Below are 23,412 nucleotides of genomic sequence, written 5' to 3'. Positions count from 1 at the left end.
GAATATTAAGTCCCACGCGAGCGACCGCCCGTATTCAAGCCAAAAATGACCGCGACTCTCCATAATAAAACGCCAAGAATACTTGGTAAGAAGTAACTCCAACCTAAAGCATCAGCACCAGAGAAAGTCTTGATAATGAGCAGCACTATTTGCGAAATCATCAATAACAAAAATACATAAAATAATTGCTGGGTATGATTAAACAAAACAAGGCGGCGTTGATAAGTCACAGCAAAAAACGCAGTAATAGTGTAAGCCAAGGCATATTGGCCAAATATACCGCCCGTAGCTAAATCTACAAAAAGGCCTGTAAACCAAGCTGTGCCTACATTGCATAAGTTTGGTGCGCGTATTAACCAAAAAATAATGACCAGTAATATAAAATCTGGACGTATTTTCAGTGCAAACCCAGACCAAGGTAATAGTAGAAAAACGAACGCTATAATTAGCGACAGGTAGATAGATTTGAGCTTACTCGGCGGCATGTGGCTTGCTCGTATTGTTGGGAGGGGCGACTAGCGCTGGCTTGGATTCTGATGGTAATTGTATTTTTTCAGGCTCCGCTTTAATTGCAGCAGGTTTTGCGATTTCAGGTTTAGCTACTTCTGGTTTTACTACTTCAAGTTTTATTGGTGTGTTCTCAGATCTTTTGACTTTAGCCTCTTGCTTAATTGGGCTAATAATCTCTGTTTCAACAGGCTCGACCTTAGCTGGAATGCTGACTAAAAGCACTTGCTTATGATTTTCTACGCGCCCAGTCGGTACACAAATAATGCGTGCGAATGGTGAATCAGGTGTAACTTCAATCTGTGAAACTGTTGCAACGGCAAGCCCTGCAGGATAAACACCATCTATGCCTGAAGTTACTAATTTGTCGCCATGTTGAATGTCTACATTGGTTGGCAAATAGGGCAAATCTAAAGTGTTATCGCGACCATGCCCAAAAGCAATCGCCCGCAACCCATTACGTTCGACTTGTATTGGAATGGCTAATGATTTGTCGGTAATAAGCGTGACTTCACTGCTCAGTGGATAAATGCGCGTGACTTGACCAATTACACCCGTCGCGTCCACAACTGCCTCACCTGCAACGATATTATGTGTAGCGCCACGATTCACGATAATTTTCTTGGTGAATAGATCGCGCCCCACGTGCATAATTTCCGCTGCCACACTGGTTTCAACGATGGACTTGTTGATTTGTAATAATTGGCGAAGATTGTTATTTTCAAGTTCCAGTGCATTGAGTTTTTGCAAATCAACCGATTGTTTAAGCGCAGTTTGTTTTAACGTTCGATTCTCACTGAGTAAATACTGATGCGTTGAAAAGTACTCAGTAGTATCGCGGTAAAGCCTTGATGGTGCATTGGCTAATAATTGCAAAGGATGTAGCATCCCTTGAAGACTTTGGCGTACGCTCGTTAAGTACTCCAAGCGTGAATCTGCCGCCATTAATGCGAGAGAAAGTGCGGAGAAAAAAGCTAAGCGCGCAAGCGGGCTCGGGCCGCGCACAAAAAATGCTGGGGCGGATTGTTGCTCGAGTCTGTGATTAAAACGGCGTTCCATTGGTTAAGCGTTATTCAATTTCTTTTATTGGAAGTTTAACTTACTTAAGAACATCTTTATAAATACTAGTTTCTACCAGCTCTTGGCATCCCCACCAATCTAAGCCGCTTAAGCGGCTTAGATTGGTGCGATAAATTAGACAAGGCGCGAGGGAAAAAATAATGACGCGGTAAATATCTAAATATATTTATAGAGATGACCTTATGTGATTTAGGCCGTATAGTACGGCCTAAATTTAGTGCATTTCTAGGCCCATAAGCCCTTATTTTTCAATTATTCGTAAGCGAAAATGCTACCTAATTTATCCATCTCTTCTAAAGCTTGGCCACAGCCACGCGCTACGCAAGTCAGTGGGTCTTCTGCAACGATGACAGGTAACCCCGTCTCTTCTATTAATAGTCTGTCTAAATCCCGCAATAACGCGCCGCCGCCAGTTAAAACCATGCCTTTTTCGGCAATATCAGCACCTAGTTCAGGAGGAGTTTGTTCTAAAGCTGACTTGACTGCGCCAACGATTGAATTCAATGGCTCAGTCAAGGCTTCTAAAATTTCATTGCTAGAAATAGTGAATTTACGTGGTAAGCCTTCTGCAAGATTACGGCCAGTGACTTCCATTTCTAAAACAGCTGAACCTGGGAAAGCAGAACCAATCGTTTTCTTAATGTTTTCAGCCGTAGGCTCAGAAATTTGCATGCCGTAATTGCGGCGAATGTAATCAATAATTGCTTGGTCGAATTTGTCGCCACCAACGCGCTCAGACTTCGCGTAAACAATACCGCCAAGTGAAATCACACCCACTTCGGTGGTACCGCCACCAATATCTACCACCATTGAACCAGTGGCTTCTGAAACTGGCATGCCAGCACCAATCGCTGCTGCCATTGGCTCTTCAATTAAAAATACCTGTTTAGCGCCTGCGCGCTCAGCAGACTCTTTAATTGCACGGCGTTCCACTTGAGTAGAGCCGACTGGTACGCAAATAATGATACGTGGGCTTGGTGAAAACCAACGTGCATCATGCACACGGCGGATAAAGTATTTGAGCATTTGCTCGGTAATCGTGAAGTCTGCAATCACGCCGTCTTTCATCGGACGAATCGCTTGAATATTTGCAGGTGCGCGACCCAGCATGCCTTTAGCTTCAGCGCCTACAGCCAGTAGAATTTTTTTGCCGCCTGGGCCGCCTTCTAAACGTATTGCAACTACTGAAGGTTCATCTAAAACGATACCTTTGCCGCGAGAGTAAATCAGCGTGTTCGCTGTACCCAAGTCAATAGCAAGATCGTTTGAAAAATAGCTAGTTATAAAACCGAACATTGTGTTTTTCCTGTGATTTGATGCAAGATGACGATTTGGGGCGCTAAGTAAATGTTAAAGCGCAATTAAGACGTCAGTAAATTGCAGGTATAATACCGCATATTACGTTGAAAATTAAGATGTGATTGCAACTTAATTGTAAAGTGAAGTTATAACAAGTCACTCATTTTGAACATTAAAATGTATTAACTAAATTTCGGATTAATGAAACATGGCATTAAGCATTGAAGACATTAAAAAAGTTGCACATTTAGCTCGTATTGAGGTGAGCGAAAGTGACGCTGTGGCAACGCTCACTAAGTTGACAGGAATTCTAAGTCTAATTGAGCAAATGCAAGCTGTAGACACCACTGGCATTGAGCCGATGTCGCATTCGCAAGATTTAAGTCAGCGTTTGCGTGACGATATTGTCACTAAAACTAATCTGCGTGATGAGTTTCAGAAAAATGCCCCTCTACTTGGCAATGGTTCAACAGAGCAGGCGGTAGCAGGTGGTTTGTATCTGGTACCTAAGGTAATTGAGTAAGCACTTAAATATAAGACTTTAAAATAAGACTTGAATATGATTAACAGCAGCCTAAAACAGCTGGGCGAGATGCTCCAAGCTAAAAAAATTTCTAGTGTTGAACTAACACAAACTTTTCTAGATAGAATTCAGCAATACAACCCTAATATTAATGCCTATATTGCCTTAGATGAAGGTAAAACACTTGCTCAAGCAAAAGCAGCAGATGCGCGCATCGCCGCAGGGAATGTTGCGCCATTAACGGGTATTCCCATTGCGCAAAAAGACATATTTTGTGCAAAAGGCTGGCAGACCACTTGCGGCTCTAAAATGCTCGCCAATTTTATTGCACCTTACGATGCGCATATTATCACTCAGTTTGATGCTGCAGGTGCAGTGAATTTGGGTAAAACCAATATGGATGAATTCGCGATGGGTTCATCAAATGAAACATCCTATTTCGGTGGCGTTAAAAACCCATGGAGTTTCGACCGTGTTCCAGGCGGCAGTAGCGGCGGTAGCGCGGCGGCGGTTGCTGCAAGGCTATGTGCAGCTGCAACAGGTACAGACACTGGCGGCTCAATTCGCCAACCAGCTTCTTTGTGTGGCTTTACTGGATTAAAGCCAACTTATGGGGCAGTGTCACGCTTTGGCATGATTGCATTTGCTTCATCATTAGACCAAGCTGGCCCGATGGCAAAAAGTGCAGAAGACTGCGCGCTGATGATGAACGTGATGGCAGGCTTTGATGAGCGTGATTCAACTAGCTTGAATCGCGAAAAAGAAGATTACACCCGTGACCTGTATAATTCAAATCAAGCTAAACCTCTACAAGGCTTAAAAGTTGGCCTACCAAAAGAATATTTCTCAGAAGGTTTAGATGCCAACGTAGGCAATGTGATTGAGGCGGCGATTGCCGAATACAAAAATCTAGGCGCAGAAATTGTTGATATTTCATTACCCAATACGGGCTTATCAATTCCCGTTTATTACGTGCTAGCGCCTGCTGAAGCTTCAAGTAACTTGTCGCGTTACGATGGCGTGCGTTACGGGCATCGTGCGGCTGAATACACGGATTTGATGGACATGTATAACAAGAGCCGCGCTGAAGGTTTTGGTGCGGAAGTTAAACGCCGTATTTTGATTGGTACCTATGTATTAAGCGCAGGTTATTACGATGCCTATTATCTAAAAGCCCAACAAATTCGTCGTTTAATCGCGCAAGACTTTGTAGAAGCTTTCAAAAAATGTGATGTGATTATGGGGCCAGCCGCGCCATCCACTGCGTTTAAAGCAGGTGAAAAAGTGGATGACCCAGTCGCCATGTATCTGCAGGATATTTATACCATTTCTACTAATTTAGCTGGCTTGCCAGGCATGAGTATACCTGCCGGCTTTGCGCAAAGTGACGATGGCGTATCGTTGCCCGTTGGTTTGCAAATTATCGGTAATTATTTTGATGAAGCGCGTATGTTGAATGTAGCACATCAATATCAACAAGTGACAGATTGGCATACACGTATGCCAGCAGGTTTGGAGTAAAGCATGGAATGGGAAGTCGTGATTGGGTTAGAAACTCACACCCAACTAAAAACAAATACAAAGATTTTTTCTGGCGCATCCATTAAGTATGGCGCAGAGCCAAACACACAAGCCTGTGAAGTTAGCATCGCCTTGCCAGGCGTGTTACCCGTGTTGAACAAAGAAGCTATGCAATGTGCCATTAAATTTGGCTTGGCGATTAATGCCCATATTGCACCACGCTCTGTGTTTGCCCGTAAAAATTATTTTTACCCTGACTTACCAAAAGGTTATCAAATCAGTCAGTTTGAGTTGCCTGTTGTTGGCAAAGGCGCTGTCACTATTCAAGTGCCTGCGGTTGGTAAGAATGCAGCGTATGAAAAAGTGGTGAATATCACGCGCGCACATTTGGAAGAAGATGCAGGGAAATCAGTGCATGGCGCGGTTGAGGGCATGAGTGGTATTGATTTAAACCGTGCAGGCACGCCGTTACTGGAAATCGTGACCGAGCCAGATATGCGTAGCGCGGCTGAAGCTGTGGCTTACGCTAAGAAATTGCATGAATTAGTGCAATGGATAGGTATATGCGATGGCAATATGCAAGAAGGTAGCTTCCGCTGTGATGTTAACGTATCCGTCCGCCCGAAAGGCAGCGAAAAGTTAGGTACGCGCCGCGAGATTAAAAACCTGAACTCGTTCAAATTTATGACCCAAGCCATTGAGTATGAAACTCGCTGGCAAATTGAAACACTAGAAGATGGCGGCACGATTCAACAAGCTACGGTTTTGTTTAACCCAGATACTGGCGAAACACGCGCTATGCGTAGCAAAGAAGAAGCCAATGATTACCGCTACTTTCCAGATCCAGATTTGTTACCATTAGTCATTTCAGAAGCTGATAAAGATGCGGTAAGAGCGCAAATGCCCGAGTTGCCAGAAGCCATGAAAGCACGATTTGAAGCACAATATGCGTTATCAAGTTACGATGCAAACGCGCTGACTACCTCACGAGATTTAGCCAATTATTTTGTTGCAACCGTTGAAGCAGGTGCAGATGCTAAACAATCGGCGAACTGGGTAATGGGTACACTGGCTGCTAAATTAAATGCAGAAGATACAAGTATTAGTGATTCACCAATCAATGCACAGCAATTAGCACAACTATTAAAACGTATTAGCGATAATACGATTTCAAACAACGCAGCCAAACAAGTATTTGAGGCGCTATGGAATGTTGAAGGCAGTGTTGACGACATCATTGCCGCCAAAGGTTTAAAACAAGAATCTGATAGCGGAGCAATTGAAGCGATTGTCGACGAAGTATTAGCCGCAAATGCCGCGATGGTTGAAGAGTTTAAGGCAGGTAAAGAAAAGGCGTTTAATGCTTTAGTTGGGCAAGCCATGAAAGCCTCAAAAGGTAAAGCCAACCCAACGCAAGTGAATGATATTTTAAAGAAAAAACTAAGCTAGATTCCTGCTAAATCAAAAAACCGCAGTGGTATTAAAGTAATTTGCCGCCTATGCCGAGAATGTTTGGCAAATAGGCGGCATTTTTATTAAGTATTGTTTATTGTTTATTTTTTTAGTGTTTTATTGAGGCTTTAATTCAATATATCTAGATCTATATTGATTAAAACGAACTTTTGTTTGAGCAATGCTATTTTGTACTGCAACAATTTGTGATTTTGTTTGTTTTAATTCCGTCTGATAGGTTTGAGCTTCTATGGAGGCTTGGTTAGACATTTTTTTGCCAGAAAAATTTGCATATATCTTAGCCAACAACTTTTTGGTTTCTTCTTGACTTTGATTTAGCGTGAGTAAGGCGGATTCGTCACTCTTCAAATTACGTTTTTCCGCCATATCAATTTCTTCGATAGATGAATAAGAGGCTAACAAGGCCTTGTCTTGTCTATGTTGCTCAATTGAATGCTTATCTTTTTCTTCAGAGTTAACCTGAGGATTAAAGGACTTATTCGTTTTAATCACCGTACCATGGTTATTTAATTCACTATTACTCCGACCGGACTCTTGCGCCGGCATTTTGTCGCCGTAATGAGTAACGCCATTTGCATCTTTCCATTTCACTATTTTGCTGGCATCCGCATGCGCCAGAGGCGCAAAGCTCGTCAAAATCAGTAGGCTGGAAAACAGCAACGCAAATAAGGCAGAACTGGAATGACCAAGTTTCGCCACGTTAATAAAGGTTGAATTATTTGCAGCTAATAGTTTCATTAAGAATTAAAATTACTTTATCAATTGTTTAGAATAACTTTAAGGTGCTGTATTCAACCTTATTTAAATAACGCCATACATCTGGCGATACGACATAACTTTATCGATTAGCAAACTTTGTGCCATATCGTTTTGATTCTCTAGATAGGTTAATAAGTCATTCAAATTAGCGATTGCACATACGGGAATTCCATTATTTTTAATCACTTCTTGCACTGCCGATAATTCACCCAACCCCTTCTCTTGTCTGTCTATGGCAATAGCTACGCCACATGCAGTCGCGCCATTTTCGCGTATGAGATCAACAGATTCCCTCACTGATGTACCTGCTGAGATTACGTCATCGATGATAAGAACTCGACCTTTAAGAGGGCTGCCAACAATCACGCCACCTTCGCCATGATCCTTAGCTTCTTTACGATTATACGCGTAGGGCACATTGTGACCATTTTTGGCAAAGGCAATGGCAATACTGGCTGCCAAGGTAATGCCTTTATAAGCTGGGCCAAATAACATATCAAATTCAATACCAGAGTTTTTAATGGCTTCAGCGTAAAATTCGCCGAGTTTCATCAAGCTTTCGCCATCATTAAACAACCCGGCATTAAAAAAGTAAGGGCTTAGGCGACCTGCTTTAGTTGTAAATTCGCCAAAGCGCAAAACCTCTTTTTTAATGGCAAATGCGATAAACTCTTGCCTGAATTGGTCAGACTGCTCAATTGTGTGATTCGTGCTCATGTTCTAGATAATTATATTAAGGATAAAAGTTTTGAAGATTATATCGCTAAACCTCAATGGCATACGCTCTGCAACAAATAAAGGCGTACAGAAATGGCTGCAAACGCAAAATGCTGACATCGTTTGTATGCAGGAAGTCAAAGCGCAACAAGCTGATATGACGCCAGAAATGCTTAATCCGACAGGCTATTATGGCTATTTTCACTATGCTGAAAAAAAAGGGTATAGCGGTGTTGGCATTTACTGCAAAACTAAACCAGATGCTGTGATTGAGGGATTAGGAAGCTCAAATGACGGTGTACAAGATATCGACAGTGAAGGGCGGTATATAGAATGTCAATTTGGTAATTTAAGCGTGGTTTCCCTCTATTTGCCAAGCGGCTCTAGTGGAGAAGAACGTCAAGCCTTTAAATTTAGCGTTATGACACGCTTTATGTTACACATGCAAGCGTTGATTAAATGCGGTCGTGAAATCGTTATTTGTGGCGATTGGAACATCGCCCACAAAGAAACTGACCTTAAAAATTACAAAGGCAACAAGAAAAATTCAGGATTTTTGCCGGAAGAACGCGCATGGCTGACCACCTTATTTGATGAAGTGGGCTGGGTAGACGTTTATCGAACCTTACATCCTGATACCACCGATGAGTGTTACACATGGTGGAGTAACCGTGGGGCGGCGTATGAGAAAAATGTGGGTTGGCGGTTAGACTACCAAATTGCTACGCCTGGCATCGCCAAGAAAGCGGTTTCAACCAGCATTTATAAGGCAGAGAAGTTTAGTGATCATGCGCCGTTGACAGTTGAATTTTTGGACTAGCTACGCTCGATAAGTATTTGGAATCTGCCCTGCGACCCCCCCCATGGATATTGGTTACAGAGCAGGCGTATTAACATTCTTTAGTTCGATTTTTATAAGCTATTTTACTAAAAACCAATAACCCACCCCGTGGTGCCTTCAGCTAGTGGAATAAAGTGTAGGGCGCTGATGAACTTTAAGTAGATATTCACCATGCATAAGCCGCGAATAATTTGTAGTTTGGAGTTTTTAGTGGTGATGAGTGTTTTTAATGATGGTGGCCTTAAAGCAACTATCATTAGCGAAATATGCACTACATATCTCACCCATAGCACCATCACCACGGGTAAAAGTTGGTGAGATATTTGGAAAGCGCATCGCTACTTGCAAAGAGAAACACGGCGGCATAGATGAATAAAATGCCTTTTTCGGGGTGTTCGGTATTCACGTAGACGCTGCTATATTAAGGGTTGAGCAACATTCTATCTTAAATACACTTCAGTTTTTGCTCACGTCAAATTTTGGTTGGTCAATTTAACAATCTAAATTTCGCTACAAAACGGCAACTGCAAACTCTGCAAAATCTCACCATTTTTTGAATTTTGCACAAATATCACCGCTCCCGCTTGTCTGCCTTTCCACTCAGGTTTTAAGGTAAAGTTTTTTGCAAATTCATTTTTATTGCTTAGTTGATAAGCGCCTAATAAATCACGCACCACGTAATCATGCTTTAGCTCGCGACCGCTGTTTTCACCTGCATTTACTTGGCTGACCAATTTATTTTCATAAATTGCCACAAAAATATCGGCATTGTTAATGTCAGCTGGGTTAACCGCCTGTGCAGTGGCTTTGAGTGTGATTTCACCATTTGTCTGCGTGATAGCATTTAGGCTTAAATTGGCACGAGAGGCAAGTTTTTGGCTGGCAGAAATTGCTTGGTTTAAACGCGAGGCATCTGCGCCTTTCATGTCACGTCCACTTAATATAAATTGCGGTGTATAGACAAAACCAGTGCCTGCAAACGCGGCAGTTTTACGTTGGCGGTCTGAATATTCTGCTTTAGAGAATTTATCTTTCCAGCCTATGTAATCCCAATAATTTACGTGAAAAGCCAGAGGGATGATTTTTTTAGTGTCTGGTTTTAAGTCACTTAACCACTTATCTGCTGGTGGGCAGCTACTGCAACCTTCTGAAGTGTATAGCTCGAGTAACGGTACAGTCGCGGCTCCGCTTTTAGCGCTGCATTCTGCAGCAATTGCGGGTTGTGCGGCAAGGTTAAATAAGCTCAAAACGAATGCTATTTTAGCGATAAGTTGCATGGTCTAACTCCTTTTTGGTCATAGGAGTTGGTCGGAGTGATTGCAGAAAACTTACAAAATTTTTTATACCGTCATTCCGACGCAGGTCGGAATCCAGTGTCTTCAGCAATGCTTGCTAACTTGAGGTATTACTTACCGATTGGATAACATACCGCTGGATTCCGTGGTAACCACGGAATTTAGTACTAATCATTGGCTTTAACCGTATGCCACGGCGCAACTTTTAACAAAAGCACCATCCCCGGAATGGCTAATAGCGTACAAACGTAGAAGAAATTCTCCCAACCTAAATTTTCTACCATGCCGCCTGTTAGCGCGTTAAACATTGAGCGTGGTACGGCGGATAAGCTGGTGAATAAAGCAAGCTGAGTAGCGGTGTAAATGGGGTTGGTTTCGCGCGCCATGTAGGCAACGTAGGCCGCGGTACCTAAACCTACGCCAAAGGCTTCTGCACCAATCACAATGGCTAACATCGTACGTTCTGCTGTGCCAATGACTTCAAAAGGGCCTGCGTGCGCGAGCCAAGCAAAACCTAAAATAGTCACAGCTTGCGCAATACCAAATATCCATAATGCTCGATTTATGCCTAGTTTAAGCATCCACAAGCCGCCCGCAAAAGCGCCTGCAATCTGTAAGACTAAACCACTACCTTTTGCGATGGCGCCAATGTCACTTTTACTAAAGTGCATATCTAGATAGAATGGCGTAGCGAGTGCGGTTGCCATGCTGTCGCCCAGTTTGTAGAGCAAAATAAATATCAACACGAGCAATGCGCTCTGCCAACCTTGTCGGGTAATAAATTCATGGAATGGCTCAAATACTGAGTCATAAAGTGTTTTTGGCGCAGCAGTTTTGTTAGATTCTTTGATTACCAAAGTCATGATAATGCCAGGCAACATAAACAGCGCAACAATCCAAAATACGGATGACCAAGGCAAATGGTCAGCCAATATTAACCCTAACGACCCTGGCACAAGCCCTGCAATGCGGTAAGCATTCACATGGATGCTGTTGCCTAAACCTAGTTCATGATCGCTTAAAATTTCGCGCCGAAACGCATCAATGACGATGTCTTGGCTGGCAGAGAAAAATGCAATGATAGTAGAAATAATCGCAATGGTTGTGATGTCAAGCTTTGGCTCGTAAAACCCATAAGCCACCATGCTGAAAAATAGCGCGACTTGCGTGATGAGCATCCAACTACGTCTGCGCCCAAGCGGGGCAATAAGGTTGTATCTGTCCATCAACGGCGCCCATACAAACTTCCATGAGTATGGCAGTTGAATAAAAGCAAATGCTGCAATCGTTTTAAGATTCATTCCTTCAGAACGTAGCCATGCAGGTAGAAGTTGCAAAAGCAAATATAAAGGCAAGCCTGAGGTAAAGCCCAAGAATACGCAGGCCAGCATTCTTTTAGTGAAAATCGTTTGCCAAATTGTAGGCTGTGCTGCGTTATGCAACACTATTAATTAGCTTTCAAGCGATAAATAGCCAAATTGCCCAAAAAGTTAGGCATAAAATCAATTTGATTACCGTCGGTAATTACTTTGCGTTCAAGCACTGAAATTTTGTGATTTTTACAAAATTCGTCAAAGTCATTAATTGTACAAAGGTGCACATTAGGTGTATCAAACCACTGGTATGGCAGTATTTTAGACACTGGCATATTGCCCGAGAGAATTTGTATGCGATTGCGCCAATAGCCAAAGTTAGGAAAAGTGACAATCACTTCGCAACCAACGCGCAACATTTCAAGCACGATTCTTTCTGTATTATGCATGGCTTGCAGTGTTTGCGAGAGGATAACAGTATCAAACGATTGATCTTCAAAGCCTGATAAACCGTCTTCTAAGTCCATTTGAATAACATTTACGCCATTATTCATACACGCAATCCAGTTAGCATCATCTTTTTCTACGCCATAGCCTTTTACTTCTAAGCCGCTGCGTAAAAATTGCAATAATGCGCCATCGCCACAACCTAAATCGAGTACTTTTGAGCCAAATTTTACCCAACCAGAGATAATTGCAAAGTCTTGCCTGAATTCTTGCGTTGAATTTGTAATATTTACATTATTTTGCATGATGAATACCAACTTCAATACTATTTAAATAGGCGCGCAAAATGTTGTGGTAGTGCACATCTCGCATTAAGAATGCATCATGGCCATGCGCAGCAGTGACTTCTGCATAACTTACGGTACGTTCGTTGTCGAGCAATGCTTTTACAATTTCGCGTGAGCGCGCAGGTGAAAAGCGCCAATCACTGGTAAAAGAAACCACTAGAAATTTTGCAGTGACTTTGTTTAAAGCTGTACTTAAATCACCATCGAAATTGAGCGCAGGGTCGTAATAATCTAAAGCTCGCGTCATGCGCAAATAAGTGTTTGCATCAAACTCACCCGCAAACTTATCGCCTTGATAACGCAGGTACGATTCCATTTCAAATTCAGCATCAAAACTGTATTTAATGTCGCCTTTAAGTTTACGACCAAATTTAGCGCCCATTGCATCGTCACTTAAATAGGTAATGTGGCCTAGCATGCGCGCGATGCGTAAGCCACGGCGAGGCAATACATGGTGTGCGTAATAATCGCCACCATGAAATTCGGGGTCGGTAATAATGGCTTGGCGAGCCACTTCGTTAAATGCTATGTTTTGTGCGGTGAGGTTAGGCGCAGAGGCGATGACCAAAGCATGGCGAACGCGCTCTGGATAAGCAATTGTCCATTGCAGGGCTTGCATACCACCAAGGCTGCCGCCAATAACCGCGGCGAGTTGCGCAATGCCTAAGTGGTCGGCTAATAAAGCTTGAGATTTAACCCAATCCTCAACGGTCACAATAGGAAATTGCGATCCCCATTGTTGATTGGTCTCAGGATTGATGCTAACTGGCCCAGTGCTGCCGTGACAGCCGCCAAGGTTGTTGAGCCCAATGACGAAGAATTTATTCGTGTCTAAAGGCTTGTTCGGGCCAACTAAATTGTCCCACCAGCCTGCGTATTTATCATTTTCAGTATATTTCCCAGCAACGTGATGCGTGCCAGAAAGCGCATGGCAGATTAAAACCGCATTGGATTTATCTGCATTCAGCGTTCCGTAAGTTTCATATACAAGGTCGAATTGAGGCAACACTGCGCCACTTTTTAGCGTAAGCGGTGAGTTGAAGTGTGCGGTTTGTGGGGCAACTATTCCAACAAAGTCAGAGCCTACAGAGTTGTTGCCAACAGGGTTATTTTCAGTCATTTTGTGATTATACTATGTGTAAATTAAATACGGCTGTTAGTCATACTTGATAGTGTGATTTTAACTTGAAGGAAGCTGGCTTGTAAAAAAACGGCCCGCAACAAAGAGGTGTGAAAATGCAACGCAAAAACATTCAAACTTTCCAGAATAAAACACCGCAATTGGCAGACAGTACTTACGTACACGAATCCGCTATCATTATTGGTGAAGTGAGCATCGGCGAAGATAGCTCAGTGTGGCCAAGCACGGTGATAAGGGGTGACGTGAATTTTATTCACATTGGCAGAAATACCAATATTCAAGATTTAAGCATGCTGCATGTAAACCATAAATCTAGCGAAGACCCACAAGGTTCGCCGCTCATTATTGGCGATAACGTCACCATTGGGCACACGGTTATTTTGCATGGCTGCACGATTGAAGATGAATGTTTAATCGGCATGGGCAGTATTGTGATGGATAAAGCCGTGGTGCAAAAACAAGTGTTGCTCGCCGCAGGCAGTTTAGTGCCAGAAGGCAAAGTGCTAGAAAGCGGCCATTTATATATCGGCCGCCCAGCAAAGAAAATACGCGCTTTAACGCAAGATGAAATAACAGGTTTAAAAGCCTCCGCAGATAATTATGTAAAACTGAAAAACCTTTATTAAGGGTTTTGTTACATTGTTAATCCCAATGCGTACTAACAATCAAAGGATTTTTACCAATAGTCACGCGGTCATTGTTACCTAAATCTTTAATCGTTTCAATGTTAGTTAAACCCGCGCCTGCCATTAAGTCTGCAACCTGTAACGCCTGATTAAAGCCATGTTCCAACATCAACCAACCTTGCGGCTTTAGGTAAATCAAACAGTTATCGATGATTTTGCGAATATCATCCAAACCATCCGCGCCAGAAGCTAATGCGCTGATAGGCTCAAAACGTAAATCGCCTTGGCTAAGATGCACGTCATTTTCTTCAATATAAGGTGGGTTGCTCACAATCATGTCAAACGTGGAATTTTCTAATTCATCAAACCAGTTACTTAAAACAAATTCTATGTTCGTAATGTTTAAGTTTTGTGCATTTTTTTTGGCGATTTCTAAGGCTGCTTTGGAGGCATCTACCGCTGTTACAAAAGCTTGCGGACGGCTTTTGGCAATCGCTAGGGCGATAGCACCAGTGCCTGTGCCAAGGTCAAGTACGGTAAAGCTCCCTCGCCCGCTGGCGGGAGAGGGTTGGGGTGAGGGGGGCGGCTTAACGTCACTAGATTCCGACCTGCGTCGGAATGACGGGTTAGCGATTTTTGCTAAAGCCGCTTCTACCAGCGTTTCAGTATCAGGCCTTGGAATCAAGGTGTCAGGTGTCACCAATAAATCTAAACCGTAAAACTCACGAACGCCTAAAATATAAGCAATAGGCTCGCCCTTTAGCCGTCTATTAAGTAATAACTCAAATGCCTCGTGGCTATTGGCTTGCATGGAATCATTTGCATGTGAAATGAGCCACGCACGATTTACATTCAGCACGTGTTGCAAAAGCAATTGCGCCTCTAACGTAGCTTCATCATTGTTAAGTTGAGCTGCAGCAGACGTAAGAATGGTTTTGATAGATTGTGTGTTGGTCATTAGGTGTGATGATAACAGTTGGCGTAAGTTTCTCAATCGTCACCGTTCGGCGAGAATGACAGCGTGAAATATCAGGTTTTGTAGGGTGTTCAAATTGTTGCACACGCGGTTTTACGCTGTTTCAGCGTGGGCAAGATAAAGCATTTTGCCCACCCTACCTGACTTAGGTGTTGTAGGTTGGGTTAGCGTAGCGTAACCCAACGTTTGAGAGGCTTCAATTAACGTTGGGCTTCATACTTCAGCCCAACCTAAGCTAGCTTGAGCATTTTCATACCCTGCCTCAGTTCAGATCCAAACCCAAGGCATCATTTTATTAGCCAACTTTCTCATGATCAGTTTGTAATTCATGTCTTTATAACCTCGACCATAAAACCCCTAACACCGATTAACTCTGGTGTGCATTTGAAGCGTTTGTGAATTTTTGATTTATATTTTTTATTATCTAAAATTTCTCGGAAATATTGCTCTGCAACTCTACCATCACCTTTTTCATTAAGTTGAGTGTAAATATTATTGATGATTTCACCATATGATCTTTTATTCCAGCAAAGTAAATATAAGTCAATCCAGTAAGTGGGAAAGTTACGACAATTACTGTAAAAATCACATTTTTTCGGAATGCTTTTGATCATAGAGTTTAGATTGTTAAGTATATAACGCCCAGTTACTTTCCATATATTTGCATTTTCAGGGAGCTGATTAATGAGAATAGATTTTGTCATCACATAATCAATTAATTTAAACTCACCATATCCTCTTCCATAATTTAACGGATAGTCTAAGCCATTAAAAGAGAGTAGTTCTATACTTTCACTCATTTCGTGTTGATTACATATTAATTGTAAGTTGGATATATCTGATGCTGAATTGTCACAAAAAACAATGCCTGTAATTATTTTTTTGGATAAACAATCTAGGTAAAACTCTAATGCTTGTGTGTAATCCTTTAGGCGAAGTTCTGGGTCAATTCTTGCTAAGTTTGGTGCATCAAGAGGTGGCGTAATTGTGGCTGTAAGTATGATGATATTTTGTTTAGTCATAAGGTTTATTAGTCCGAGCAAAAGTTACTTCCGCTTCTGTAAGCGTATTATTGATATGTTATTAATTTTATGAAGAAACAGGAAAGGAGTTTAATGAAATCAGACGATCAATTTTAAAAAAATCAATTATCATCACCCAAAGTCGCCAACAAATCAGCCTGATGCTCAGTCGCGAGCGCACCAATCAATTCATCCATATCGCCTTCTGTAATCGCGTCAATTTTGTACAGAGTTAAGTTAATGCGGTGGTCGGTGATGCGGCCTTGCGGGTAGTTGTAGGTGCGAATGCGTTCTGAGCGGTCGCCAGAGCCAATTAAGTTGCGGCGCTCGCTGGCGATTTTGCTATTTTGCTCATCTACTTGTTTGGCTTTAATTCTTGCGGCTAGCACCATCATGGCTTGTGCTTTATTGCTGTGCTGGCTTCGGCCGTCCTGGCATTCCACCACAATACCTGTAGGAAAGTGCGTAATGCGCACGGCAGAGTCGGTTTTGTTAATGTGTTGTCCGCCCGCGCCAGATGCACGGAAAGTATCTAGACGAATATCGGCAGGGTTAATCACCACATCGCTCACTTCGTCGACTTCTGGCAAAATCGCTACAGTGCAAGCGCTGGTGTGAATGCGGCCTTGCGTTTCAGTATCAGGAACCCTTTGAACACGATGCCCGCCTGATTCAAATTTCATTTTAGAGTACGCGCCATAGCCTTCAATTTTGGCAATGATTTCTTTGTAGCCGCCGACTTCGCCTTCGTTGGCAGAAAGCACTTCTACTTTCCATTTTTGTTTTTCCGCATAGCGGCTGTACATGCGGAATAAATCGCCCGCAAATAAGCCAGATTCGTCACCACCCGTACCTGCACGAATTTCTAAAATGATATTTTTTTCATCATTCGGGTCTTTTGGTAACAGTAAAATTTGCAGTGCGCTTTCTACGGCCTCAAGTTTGGCCTTACCATTTTCAATTTCTTCTTGCGCAAACTCTTTCATGTCAGGATCGCTCAACATCGATTGCGCTTCTTTAATGTCGGCTTCAGCTTGAACAAAAGCGTGATATTGCTCAACAATCGGCGTAATTTCAGCGTGTTCTTGGTTGAGCTTTCTGTAGGTGTCCATATTATTGGTCACACCTTCACTGCTCATTAGGCGGTTAATTTCTTCTAGGCGCTCGCTTAAGGTAGCGAGCTTTCTCATCATGCTTGGTTTCATACGGGGGCTCTTTTAGAGAATTACTTTAATTTTACTAATTTTTGGTTAAATACAGCTGTTTAATGACATCTTCCAGCTTGGCATGTTCTTCACCATGTGCTCGATTTAAAGCATGGCTAGGTGCGTGTAAGAATTTGTTAGTCAGCGCATTACTTAATGCTTCCAATACTTTTTCAGCACTTTCACCTTTCTGAATCAGCCTGAGCGCTTTTTCTAACTCCATTTGGCGAGTGGCTTCCGCTTGGTCGCGTAAGGCTTTGATGGTTGGTATGGCATCACGCTTTTTCATCCACTGCATGAAATTTTCAACACGCGCGGTCACAATTACTTCAGCATCTACAGCCGCTTCTTGGCGGTTCGCCATGCCATCGGTCACCACTTGCGCTAGGTCATCAACGGTATATAAAAATACGTCATCAAGTTGCGCAACCTCAGCTTCAATGTCGCGCGGTACGGCTAAATCGACCATAAAAATCGGGCGATGGCGACGGGCTTTAATGGCACTTTCGACCATGCCTAAGCCTACAATTGGCAATTGGCTTGCAGTACTGGTAATCACAATATCAAATTCGGCAAAGCGTTCTGGTAGGTCGTTTAGCAGAATCGCCTGCGCCTTAACGCCTTGCAAAGAGATTTTTTCTGCTAAGGCGGTGCCACGTTCTAGGGTACGGTTAGCCACCATGATGCTTTTAGGTTTTTGTGCGGCAAAATGGTCAGCGCATAGTTCTATCATTTCACCTGCGCCAATAAACAACACTTTTTGCTGGCTGATGTCGCCAAAAATACGTTGCCCCAACTTGACCGCAGCTGCGGACATTGAAATAGAGTTTGCGCCAATGTCTGTGTTGGTGCGCACCTCTTTTGCCACTTCAAAAGTGCGTTGAAATAATTTATGTAGCAAGGTGCCTAAAGTGCCTGCATCTTGAGCGATTTTAACGGACTGCTTAAATTGCCCCAAAATTTGTGCTTCGCCTAACACCATGCTATCTAGGCCAGAAGCTACTCTAAAGGCGTGTTTTACGGCTTCGTCATTGGGTAAGGTGTAAATGTAAGGCTGAATGCTGCTTGTATCTAGCTTATGATAGTGCGACAGCCATTGCAGTGGTTTTTCAGGATTTTCTGCGCTGCAATAGAGTTCAGTGCGGTTGCAGGTTGATAGAATTGCCGCTTCAGTCGCATCGTGCGAGGTGAGTTCGCGCAAGGCGCTACCTAGATGTTCGCTGTTGAAAGCGACATTTTCTCGAATCTGGACGGGTGCGGTCGTGTGGTTAACGCCGATTACATATAGCTGCATAAGTATGCTTGTATCAATACATTTTTCGTTATTATACTGCGTTGCTCATTAAAAATAATTCCTTACATATACATCCATATGCTGCGTCATTATTTTTCACTTGCGCCTTGTCTAATATAGAAACCTGTATTCATACAAGCATCCTTAAAGCCGTAATTTTGATGTATTGGCTTATGTTAAGCAAGGCACATATCCAAAAAGTGCAAAATGGCGTTAAAATAACGACTTATTACTTAATTTTTTGGACTTTTGGATTTTCGTCATGGATAAAACTTTTAGAATTGCCCCTAGTATTCTTTCTGCAAACTTTGCTAAATTAGGCCAAGAAATCGATGATGTAATTACATCAGGTACAGATTTAGTGCATTTTGATGTGATGGATAACCACTACGTGCCTAACTTGACGATTGGCCCTTTAGTTTGTGATGCGATTCGTGAAATTTCACAAAAAGCTGGCGCGCTGATTGACGTGCATTTAATGGTAAAACCAGTGGATCGTATTATTCCTGACTTTGCAAAAGCAGGCGCGAACATCATTACTTTCCATCCAGAAGCTTCTGAGCATATCGACCGCAGCCTTGCTATGGTGCGTGATTTAGGCTGTAAATCTGGCTTGGTATTTAACCCAGCGACTTCATTAAGCTACTTAGATCACGTGATGGATAAAGTCGATATGATTTTATTGATGTCAGTTAACCCTGGCTTTGGTGGTCAAAAATTTATTCCAGAAACATTGGAAAAATTGAAATTGGCTCGCGCTAAGATTGATGCTTACTACGAGAAAACAGGCCGTCAAATTTGGTTAGAAGTTGATGGTGGCGTTAATGCGCAAAACATTGCTGAAATCGCTCGTGCAGGTGCTGACACATTTGTAGCTGGTAGCGCGATTTTCACTAAAGGTAACGACGCTGATAAAAACCGCTATAACACGGTAGTTGGCGAAATGCGTGCTGCATTGGCAACTGTTTAAAAGCTCAATTATCTTTAGCATTTAAGTCGACTGTTCATGTTTAGAGTAAAAGCCGTCATGCTGGATCTTGACGGCACTTTGGTAGACAGCGCGCCAGAAATCGCATCCGCAATCAACTTAATGCTGGCTGATTTGAATTTGCCAGTGTTGCCCGAGAAGCAGGTTGAAAGTTATATTGGTGAAGGCGCGGCAGTGCTGATTAAGCGCTGCTTGAATAGTCAGTTGCACATTACTCGCTTGAACGATGAGCCTGATACCGCGTTATTTGCTCAAGCTGAGAGTTCGTTTTTCTCTCATTACGCAAATAATGTAAGTGATAGTAAGCCGTATGACGGTGTTGTAGAAGGCTTACAAGCCTTGCGTAACAAAGGTTTGAAGCTGGCTTGTGTAACCAATAAGCCAGAAAAATTCACTTTGCCTTTGTTGCATAAAAGTGGTTTGGCAGAATTTTTCGAGATTGTGGTGTCTGGTGATAGTTTGCCAAAAAAGAAGCCTGACCCTATGCAGTTGCAGCACATTTGTGAAAAGCTAGATATTCATACTTTTGAGGCGATGTTAGTCGGTGATTCAGATACGGACATTACAGCGGCACACGCTGCGGGTTGCTTTATTGTTACCGTGCCTTACGGTTATAATCAGGGACGGTCGATTGATGAGTCTAAAGTCGATGCAATGATTGAGAATTTAACTGAATTGGTCTCAAAGAATTTAATTACAGTTTTGCTTTAATAACTTTACGAACAGAATTAAGTGAATATGATGAATTTTAATAATACTTTTCTAAGCTGGCGTGGCTCTTGGCGAAGCTGAGCCGACCTTGCCAGCAACCAACAGGCGTGTAGCCAATGCGGTCGAGTTATACCGCAAAAGTGCAGCCGCAAATACTAGAAAATTATTAGAAAGATTTTTACATCATGTTTACCACAATTAATAAAACAGAATTCGATGCTCTAGCAGCAAAAGGATTTAACCGCATCCCGCTAGTGCTGGAAACCTTTGCCGATTTAGATACGCCTTTGTCACTGTATCTAAAATTAGCCAATCAACCTTTTTCATACCTGCTTGAGTCCGTACAAGGTGGTGAGCGCTTTGGTCGCTACTCAATTATTGGCTTGCCTGCCAAAACACGTATCATAGCGTACGATAATCAAGTACAAGTGCTTGAAAATAATGTCGTTGTTGAAACTGTAGAAAACACCAATCCATTAGACTTTGTTAAAAGCTTTCAAGCACGCTACAAAACGCCGCCTTATGAAGGTTTGCCGCGTTTTACTGGTGGTTTAGCTGGTTATTTTGGCTATGAAACCGTGCGCTATATTGAAAAACGTTTAGCTGGCGTACAAAAGCCCGATGCGATTAACGTGCCTGACGTATTGCTCATGGTGTCAGAAGAAATTGCTGTTGTTGATAACCTAAGCAGCAAGCTATATTTCATAGTTTATGCTAACACAGACCAAGCCAACGCTTACGAGACAGCGCTAAATCGCTTAAATGAGCTAGCCAAAATGTTACGTAAAAATGCAACGATTCCACAATCTAGCCCATCAGAATCTTCAGTAGCCGTTTCAGAGTTTGGTGAAGATAATTTCAAAGCCGCGGTTAAAAAAGCCCAACAATACATTTTAGATGGCGACATTATGCAGGTTGTTTTGTCGCAACGTATGTCGCAAAAATTCACAGCGCCACCATTAAGTTTGTATCGCGCCTTACGCAGCTTAAATCCATCACCTTATATGTTCTATTACGATATGGGCGATCACCATGTGGTCGGCGCATCACCTGAGATTTTAGTGCGCTTAGAAAATGGTACTGTGACGGCAAGACCGATTGCAGGTACGCGCCCACGCGGCAAAACCCGCGAGCAAGATTTGGCGCTGGCAGTGGAGTTATTAGCAGACCCTAAAGAGCGTGCAGAGCATGTACAACTGATGGATTTAGGCCGTAATGATGTTGGTCGCGTCGCACAAACTGGTAGTGTAAAAGTTACCGATAATATGATGATTGAGCGCTATTCACACGTGATGCATATCGTCAGCAATGTGGAAGGCAAACTCAAAGCTGGTATGGACGCGATTGATGTGATTAAAGCAACCTTCCCCGCAGGTACGGTAAGCGGCGCGCCAAAAGTCCGCGCGATGGAAATCATTGATGAGCTAGAACCAAGCAAACGTGGCATTTACGCAGGTGCGGTGGGCTACTTAGGCTTCAACGGGGATATGGATGTGGCAATTGCCATTAGAACTGGTGTGATTAAAAACAATATGCTCTACGTGCAAGCAGGTGCTGGCATTGTTGCAGATTCCGTGCCACTCTCGGAATGGGAAGAAACGCAGAACAAGGCCAAGGCAGTGCTACGTGCGGCTGAATTAGTTCAAGCAGGGTTAGACTCGAATATAGATGCGGCACCGAAAGCAGGGAGTTAATATGTTACTCATGATAGATAATTACGATTCTTTTACTTATAACTTGGTGCAGTATTTAGGTGAGTTAGGGCAAGACGTGCAGGTGTATCGCAATGATGAAATTGATTTAGCTAAGGTTGCCTCACTTAAGCCTGACCATATCGTTATTTCACCAGGTCCATGTACGCCGAATGAGGCTGGTATTAGCGTGCCGCTTATTAAAGAGTTCGCAGGTAAGATTCCATTGCTTGGCGTTTGCTTAGGCCATCAAAGTATCGGTCAGGCTTTTGGCGGTCATATTATTAAAGCTAAAACTTTAATGCATGGCAAAACTTCATTGATTCACCATAAAAATATTGGTGTGTTTAAAGATTTGCCAAACCCTTACACCGCAACACGTTATCACTCATTGGTGATTGAAAAAGAAACCATACCAGATTGCCTAGAAATCACCGCATGGACTGACGATGGCGAAATTATGGGCGTGCGTCATAAAACCTTGCGTGTAGAAGGGGTGCAATTTCACCCAGAATCCATCCTCACGGAATACGGCCACGAGTTGCTGGATAATTTCCTGAAGGAAAAGTAATGGCTGAAGGAAAGCAAATCGACATCAGCTTCAAAGAAGCCTTACAGCTACTGCTTGATCGCAAGGACTTTACCCATGCGCAAATGCTAGAAATCATGCGCATGATGATGTCTGGCGAGTTAACTGCGGTGCAAATTTCCAGCTTGTTGATGGGCTTACGCATGAAAGGCGAAACGGTCGATGAAATCTCTGCCGCCGCTAAAGTCATGCGCGACCTTTCAACTAAAGTCACGATTAACGACACAAGCCACTTGATTGATACTTGCGGCACGGGTGGCGATGGCATTCAAACATTTAACGTGTCAACGGTATGTGCCTTTGTTGCAGCAGCAGCGGGTGCAAAAGTAGCCAAGCATGGTGGACGTTCTGTTTCATCAACCTGCGGCAGTGCGGATGTGTTAGAAGTTTTAGGTGTGAACGTGAACTTATCTCCAGAGCAAGTCGCTCAATGCGTTGATAGCATCGGTATTGGCTTTATGTTCGCCCCCAACCACCATAGTGCTATGAAGCATGCCGCGCCTGTACGTCGTGAGATGGGCATTCGCACTCTGTTCAACTTGCTTGGCCCGATGACTAACCCTGCGGGCGCTAAACGGCAAGTGATGGGCGTGTTTCATAAAGACCTTACACTGCTACTTGCGCAAGTATTGCAGCGCTTAGGCAGCACGCACGTCATGGTTGTGCACGGCGCTGATGGTATGGATGAGATTTCTTTTACGGGTGACACCTATGTGGCCGAGTTAAAAGACGGTGCAGTTAATCAATACACCATTAACCCCAACCAGTTTGATATGCCAATACATGACTTAAACACCATACAAGTGCAAAACGCTGAAGAATCAAAAGCGATGATTTTAGATGTGCTCAATGGTAAAAAAGGCGCAGCGCGCGACATTGTGTTGTTGAATGCAGGCGCAGCAATTTATGTTTCTGGTGTTGCGGATAGCTTGCAAAGTGGCATCAATAAAGCGCGTGAAGTGATTGATAATGGTCTTGCTTTAGCTAAATTAAATGCATTGAAAGCAGCTTAAGGCTTTGGGGAAATGCATTTTAATCATAAAAACT

General features: G+C 42.9%; 24 protein-coding genes. 11 read left to right on the top strand and 13 right to left on the bottom strand.

Going from position 1 to position 23,412, the window contains the following annotated elements; translation table 11 throughout:
- Positions 1–5: 5 nt before the first annotated feature.
- The 3 genes from mreD to PSV17_RS04850 form a co-directional block, all read right to left on the bottom strand.
- Complete coding sequence (mreD, locus tag PSV17_RS04860) at positions 6–485, bottom strand: rod shape-determining protein MreD (RefSeq protein WP_300480193.1); 480 nt, start codon at positions 483–485, stop codon at positions 6–8.
- Positions 472–1,566, bottom strand: coding sequence for a rod shape-determining protein MreC (mreC, locus tag PSV17_RS04855; protein ID WP_300480191.1), 1,095 nt, complete (start codon positions 1,564–1,566; stop codon positions 472–474). Before mreC ends, mreD begins: the two co-directional genes overlap by 14 nt.
- Before the next feature lie 273 nt (positions 1,567–1,839).
- A complete protein-coding gene (locus tag PSV17_RS04850) occupies positions 1,840–2,883 on the bottom strand; it encodes a rod shape-determining protein (protein ID WP_300480190.1) in 1,044 nt (347 codons plus the stop codon).
- A gap of 211 nt (positions 2,884–3,094) precedes the next feature.
- On the opposite strand from PSV17_RS04850, the gene gatC reads away from it, so the two are divergent.
- From gatC to gatB, 3 genes are read left to right on the top strand one after another with little or no spacing between them, the layout of a single operon-like run.
- Positions 3,095–3,409, top strand: coding sequence for an Asp-tRNA(Asn)/Glu-tRNA(Gln) amidotransferase subunit GatC (gene gatC, locus PSV17_RS04845; protein WP_300480189.1), 315 nt, complete (start codon positions 3,095–3,097; stop codon positions 3,407–3,409).
- A 36-nt stretch (positions 3,410–3,445) separates the two neighbouring features.
- Positions 3,446–4,930 (top strand): Asp-tRNA(Asn)/Glu-tRNA(Gln) amidotransferase subunit GatA, encoded by a 1,485-nt coding sequence (gene gatA / locus PSV17_RS04840; RefSeq protein ID WP_300480188.1) that lies wholly within the window; start codon positions 3,446–3,448, stop codon positions 4,928–4,930.
- Between the two features lie 3 nt (positions 4,931–4,933).
- Positions 4,934–6,379, top strand: coding sequence for an Asp-tRNA(Asn)/Glu-tRNA(Gln) amidotransferase subunit GatB (gene gatB, locus PSV17_RS04835; protein WP_300480187.1), 1,446 nt, complete (start codon positions 4,934–4,936; stop codon positions 6,377–6,379).
- A 120-nt stretch (positions 6,380–6,499) separates the two neighbouring features.
- On the opposite strand, the gene PSV17_RS04830 is transcribed toward gatB, so the two are convergent.
- Together PSV17_RS04830 and pyrE are read right to left on the bottom strand one after the other, a co-directional pair.
- On the bottom strand, positions 6,500–7,141 hold the full coding sequence (locus PSV17_RS04830) for a DUF4124 domain-containing protein (RefSeq protein ID WP_300480186.1): 642 nt from the start codon (positions 7,139–7,141) through the stop codon (positions 6,500–6,502).
- Between the two features lie 63 nt (positions 7,142–7,204).
- Positions 7,205–7,879, bottom strand: coding sequence for an orotate phosphoribosyltransferase (pyrE, locus tag PSV17_RS04825; protein ID WP_300480185.1), 675 nt, complete (start codon positions 7,877–7,879; stop codon positions 7,205–7,207).
- 31 nt (positions 7,880–7,910) lie between these two features.
- Here pyrE and PSV17_RS04820 point away from each other — a divergent pair, with 31 nt between their 5' ends.
- Complete coding sequence (locus PSV17_RS04820; RefSeq protein WP_300480183.1) at positions 7,911–8,699, top strand: exodeoxyribonuclease III; 789 nt, start codon at positions 7,911–7,913, stop codon at positions 8,697–8,699.
- A 250-nt stretch (positions 8,700–8,949) separates the two neighbouring features.
- Complete coding sequence (locus PSV17_RS04815) at positions 8,950–9,096, top strand: hypothetical protein (RefSeq protein ID WP_300480182.1); 147 nt, start codon at positions 8,950–8,952, stop codon at positions 9,094–9,096.
- A 124-nt stretch (positions 9,097–9,220) separates the two neighbouring features.
- Here PSV17_RS04815 and PSV17_RS04810 read toward each other — a convergent pair whose 3' ends face one another.
- From PSV17_RS04810 to PSV17_RS04795, 4 genes are all read right to left on the bottom strand, one after another.
- Positions 9,221–9,997 carry a DUF1223 domain-containing protein gene (locus tag PSV17_RS04810; protein ID WP_300480181.1) on the bottom strand — a complete coding sequence of 259 codons (777 nt, stop codon included), beginning with the start codon at positions 9,995–9,997 and terminating at the stop codon, positions 9,221–9,223.
- A gap of 185 nt (positions 9,998–10,182) precedes the next feature.
- Positions 10,183–11,406 carry an AmpG family muropeptide MFS transporter gene (locus PSV17_RS04805; protein WP_300480403.1) on the bottom strand — a complete coding sequence of 408 codons (1,224 nt, stop codon included), beginning with the start codon at positions 11,404–11,406 and terminating at the stop codon, positions 10,183–10,185.
- A 56-nt stretch (positions 11,407–11,462) separates the two neighbouring features.
- A complete protein-coding gene (gene metW, locus PSV17_RS04800; protein WP_300480179.1) occupies positions 11,463–12,080 on the bottom strand; it encodes a methionine biosynthesis protein MetW in 618 nt (205 codons plus the stop codon).
- The gene (locus PSV17_RS04795) at positions 12,070–13,242 is read right to left on the bottom strand and encodes a homoserine O-acetyltransferase (RefSeq protein WP_300480177.1); all 1,173 of its coding nucleotides are present in this window, start codon (positions 13,240–13,242) and stop codon (positions 12,070–12,072) included. The genes metW and PSV17_RS04795 overlap by 11 nt, the downstream gene beginning before the upstream one ends.
- 116 nt (positions 13,243–13,358) lie before the next feature.
- Between PSV17_RS04795 and PSV17_RS04790 the strand changes: the two genes are divergently transcribed.
- Positions 13,359–13,889, top strand: a complete 531-nt coding sequence (locus PSV17_RS04790) for a gamma carbonic anhydrase family protein (protein WP_300480175.1) — start codon at positions 13,359–13,361, stop codon at positions 13,887–13,889.
- A gap of 16 nt (positions 13,890–13,905) precedes the next feature.
- Here the strand turns inward: PSV17_RS04790 and prmC are convergent, their stop codons facing one another.
- The 4 genes from prmC to hemA all read right to left on the bottom strand — a co-directional run bounded on the left by prmC (position 13,906) and on the right by hemA (position 18,386).
- Positions 13,906–14,847 carry a peptide chain release factor N(5)-glutamine methyltransferase gene (gene prmC, locus PSV17_RS04785; RefSeq protein WP_300480173.1) on the bottom strand — a complete coding sequence of 314 codons (942 nt, stop codon included), beginning with the start codon at positions 14,845–14,847 and terminating at the stop codon, positions 13,906–13,908.
- Between the two features lie 344 nt (positions 14,848–15,191).
- Positions 15,192–15,887 (bottom strand): hypothetical protein, encoded by a 696-nt coding sequence (locus tag PSV17_RS04780; RefSeq protein WP_300480171.1) that lies wholly within the window; start codon positions 15,885–15,887, stop codon positions 15,192–15,194.
- A 122-nt stretch (positions 15,888–16,009) separates the two neighbouring features.
- Positions 16,010–17,092 carry a peptide chain release factor 1 gene (gene prfA, locus PSV17_RS04775; protein WP_300480169.1) on the bottom strand — a complete coding sequence of 361 codons (1,083 nt, stop codon included), beginning with the start codon at positions 17,090–17,092 and terminating at the stop codon, positions 16,010–16,012.
- A gap of 34 nt (positions 17,093–17,126) precedes the next feature.
- Entirely contained in the window at positions 17,127–18,386 is a 1,260-nt protein-coding gene (hemA, locus tag PSV17_RS04770; protein ID WP_300480167.1) for a glutamyl-tRNA reductase, read from the bottom strand.
- Positions 18,387–18,648: 262 nt separating this feature from the next.
- On the opposite strand from hemA, the gene rpe reads away from it, so the two are divergent.
- The 5 genes from rpe (at position 18,649) to trpD (ending at position 23,378) form a co-directional block, all read left to right on the top strand.
- Positions 18,649–19,356, top strand: a complete 708-nt coding sequence (gene rpe, locus PSV17_RS04765; protein WP_300480166.1) for a ribulose-phosphate 3-epimerase — start codon at positions 18,649–18,651, stop codon at positions 19,354–19,356.
- Between the two features lie 36 nt (positions 19,357–19,392).
- Positions 19,393–20,085 carry a phosphoglycolate phosphatase gene (locus PSV17_RS04760; RefSeq protein WP_300480165.1) on the top strand — a complete coding sequence of 231 codons (693 nt, stop codon included), beginning with the start codon at positions 19,393–19,395 and terminating at the stop codon, positions 20,083–20,085.
- Positions 20,086–20,270: 185 nt separating this feature from the next.
- Entirely contained in the window at positions 20,271–21,779 is a 1,509-nt protein-coding gene (gene trpE / locus PSV17_RS04755) for an anthranilate synthase component I (RefSeq protein WP_300480163.1), read from the top strand.
- A 1-nt stretch (position 21,780) separates the two neighbouring features.
- Positions 21,781–22,347 (top strand): aminodeoxychorismate/anthranilate synthase component II, encoded by a 567-nt coding sequence (locus PSV17_RS04750; protein WP_013149243.1) that lies wholly within the window; start codon positions 21,781–21,783, stop codon positions 22,345–22,347.
- Positions 22,347–23,378 (top strand): anthranilate phosphoribosyltransferase, encoded by a 1,032-nt coding sequence (gene trpD / locus PSV17_RS04745; protein WP_300480160.1) that lies wholly within the window; start codon positions 22,347–22,349, stop codon positions 23,376–23,378. The genes PSV17_RS04750 and trpD overlap by 1 nt, the downstream gene beginning before the upstream one ends.
- Positions 23,379–23,412: the final 34 nt, after the last annotated feature.

Source organism: Methylotenera sp. (assembly GCF_029946165.1).
Taxonomy (GTDB): Bacteria; Pseudomonadota; Gammaproteobacteria; order Burkholderiales; family Methylophilaceae; genus Methylotenera.
The sequence above is the reverse complement of the archived record's forward strand: the minus strand, read 5'-3'. Positions and strand labels throughout refer to the sequence as shown.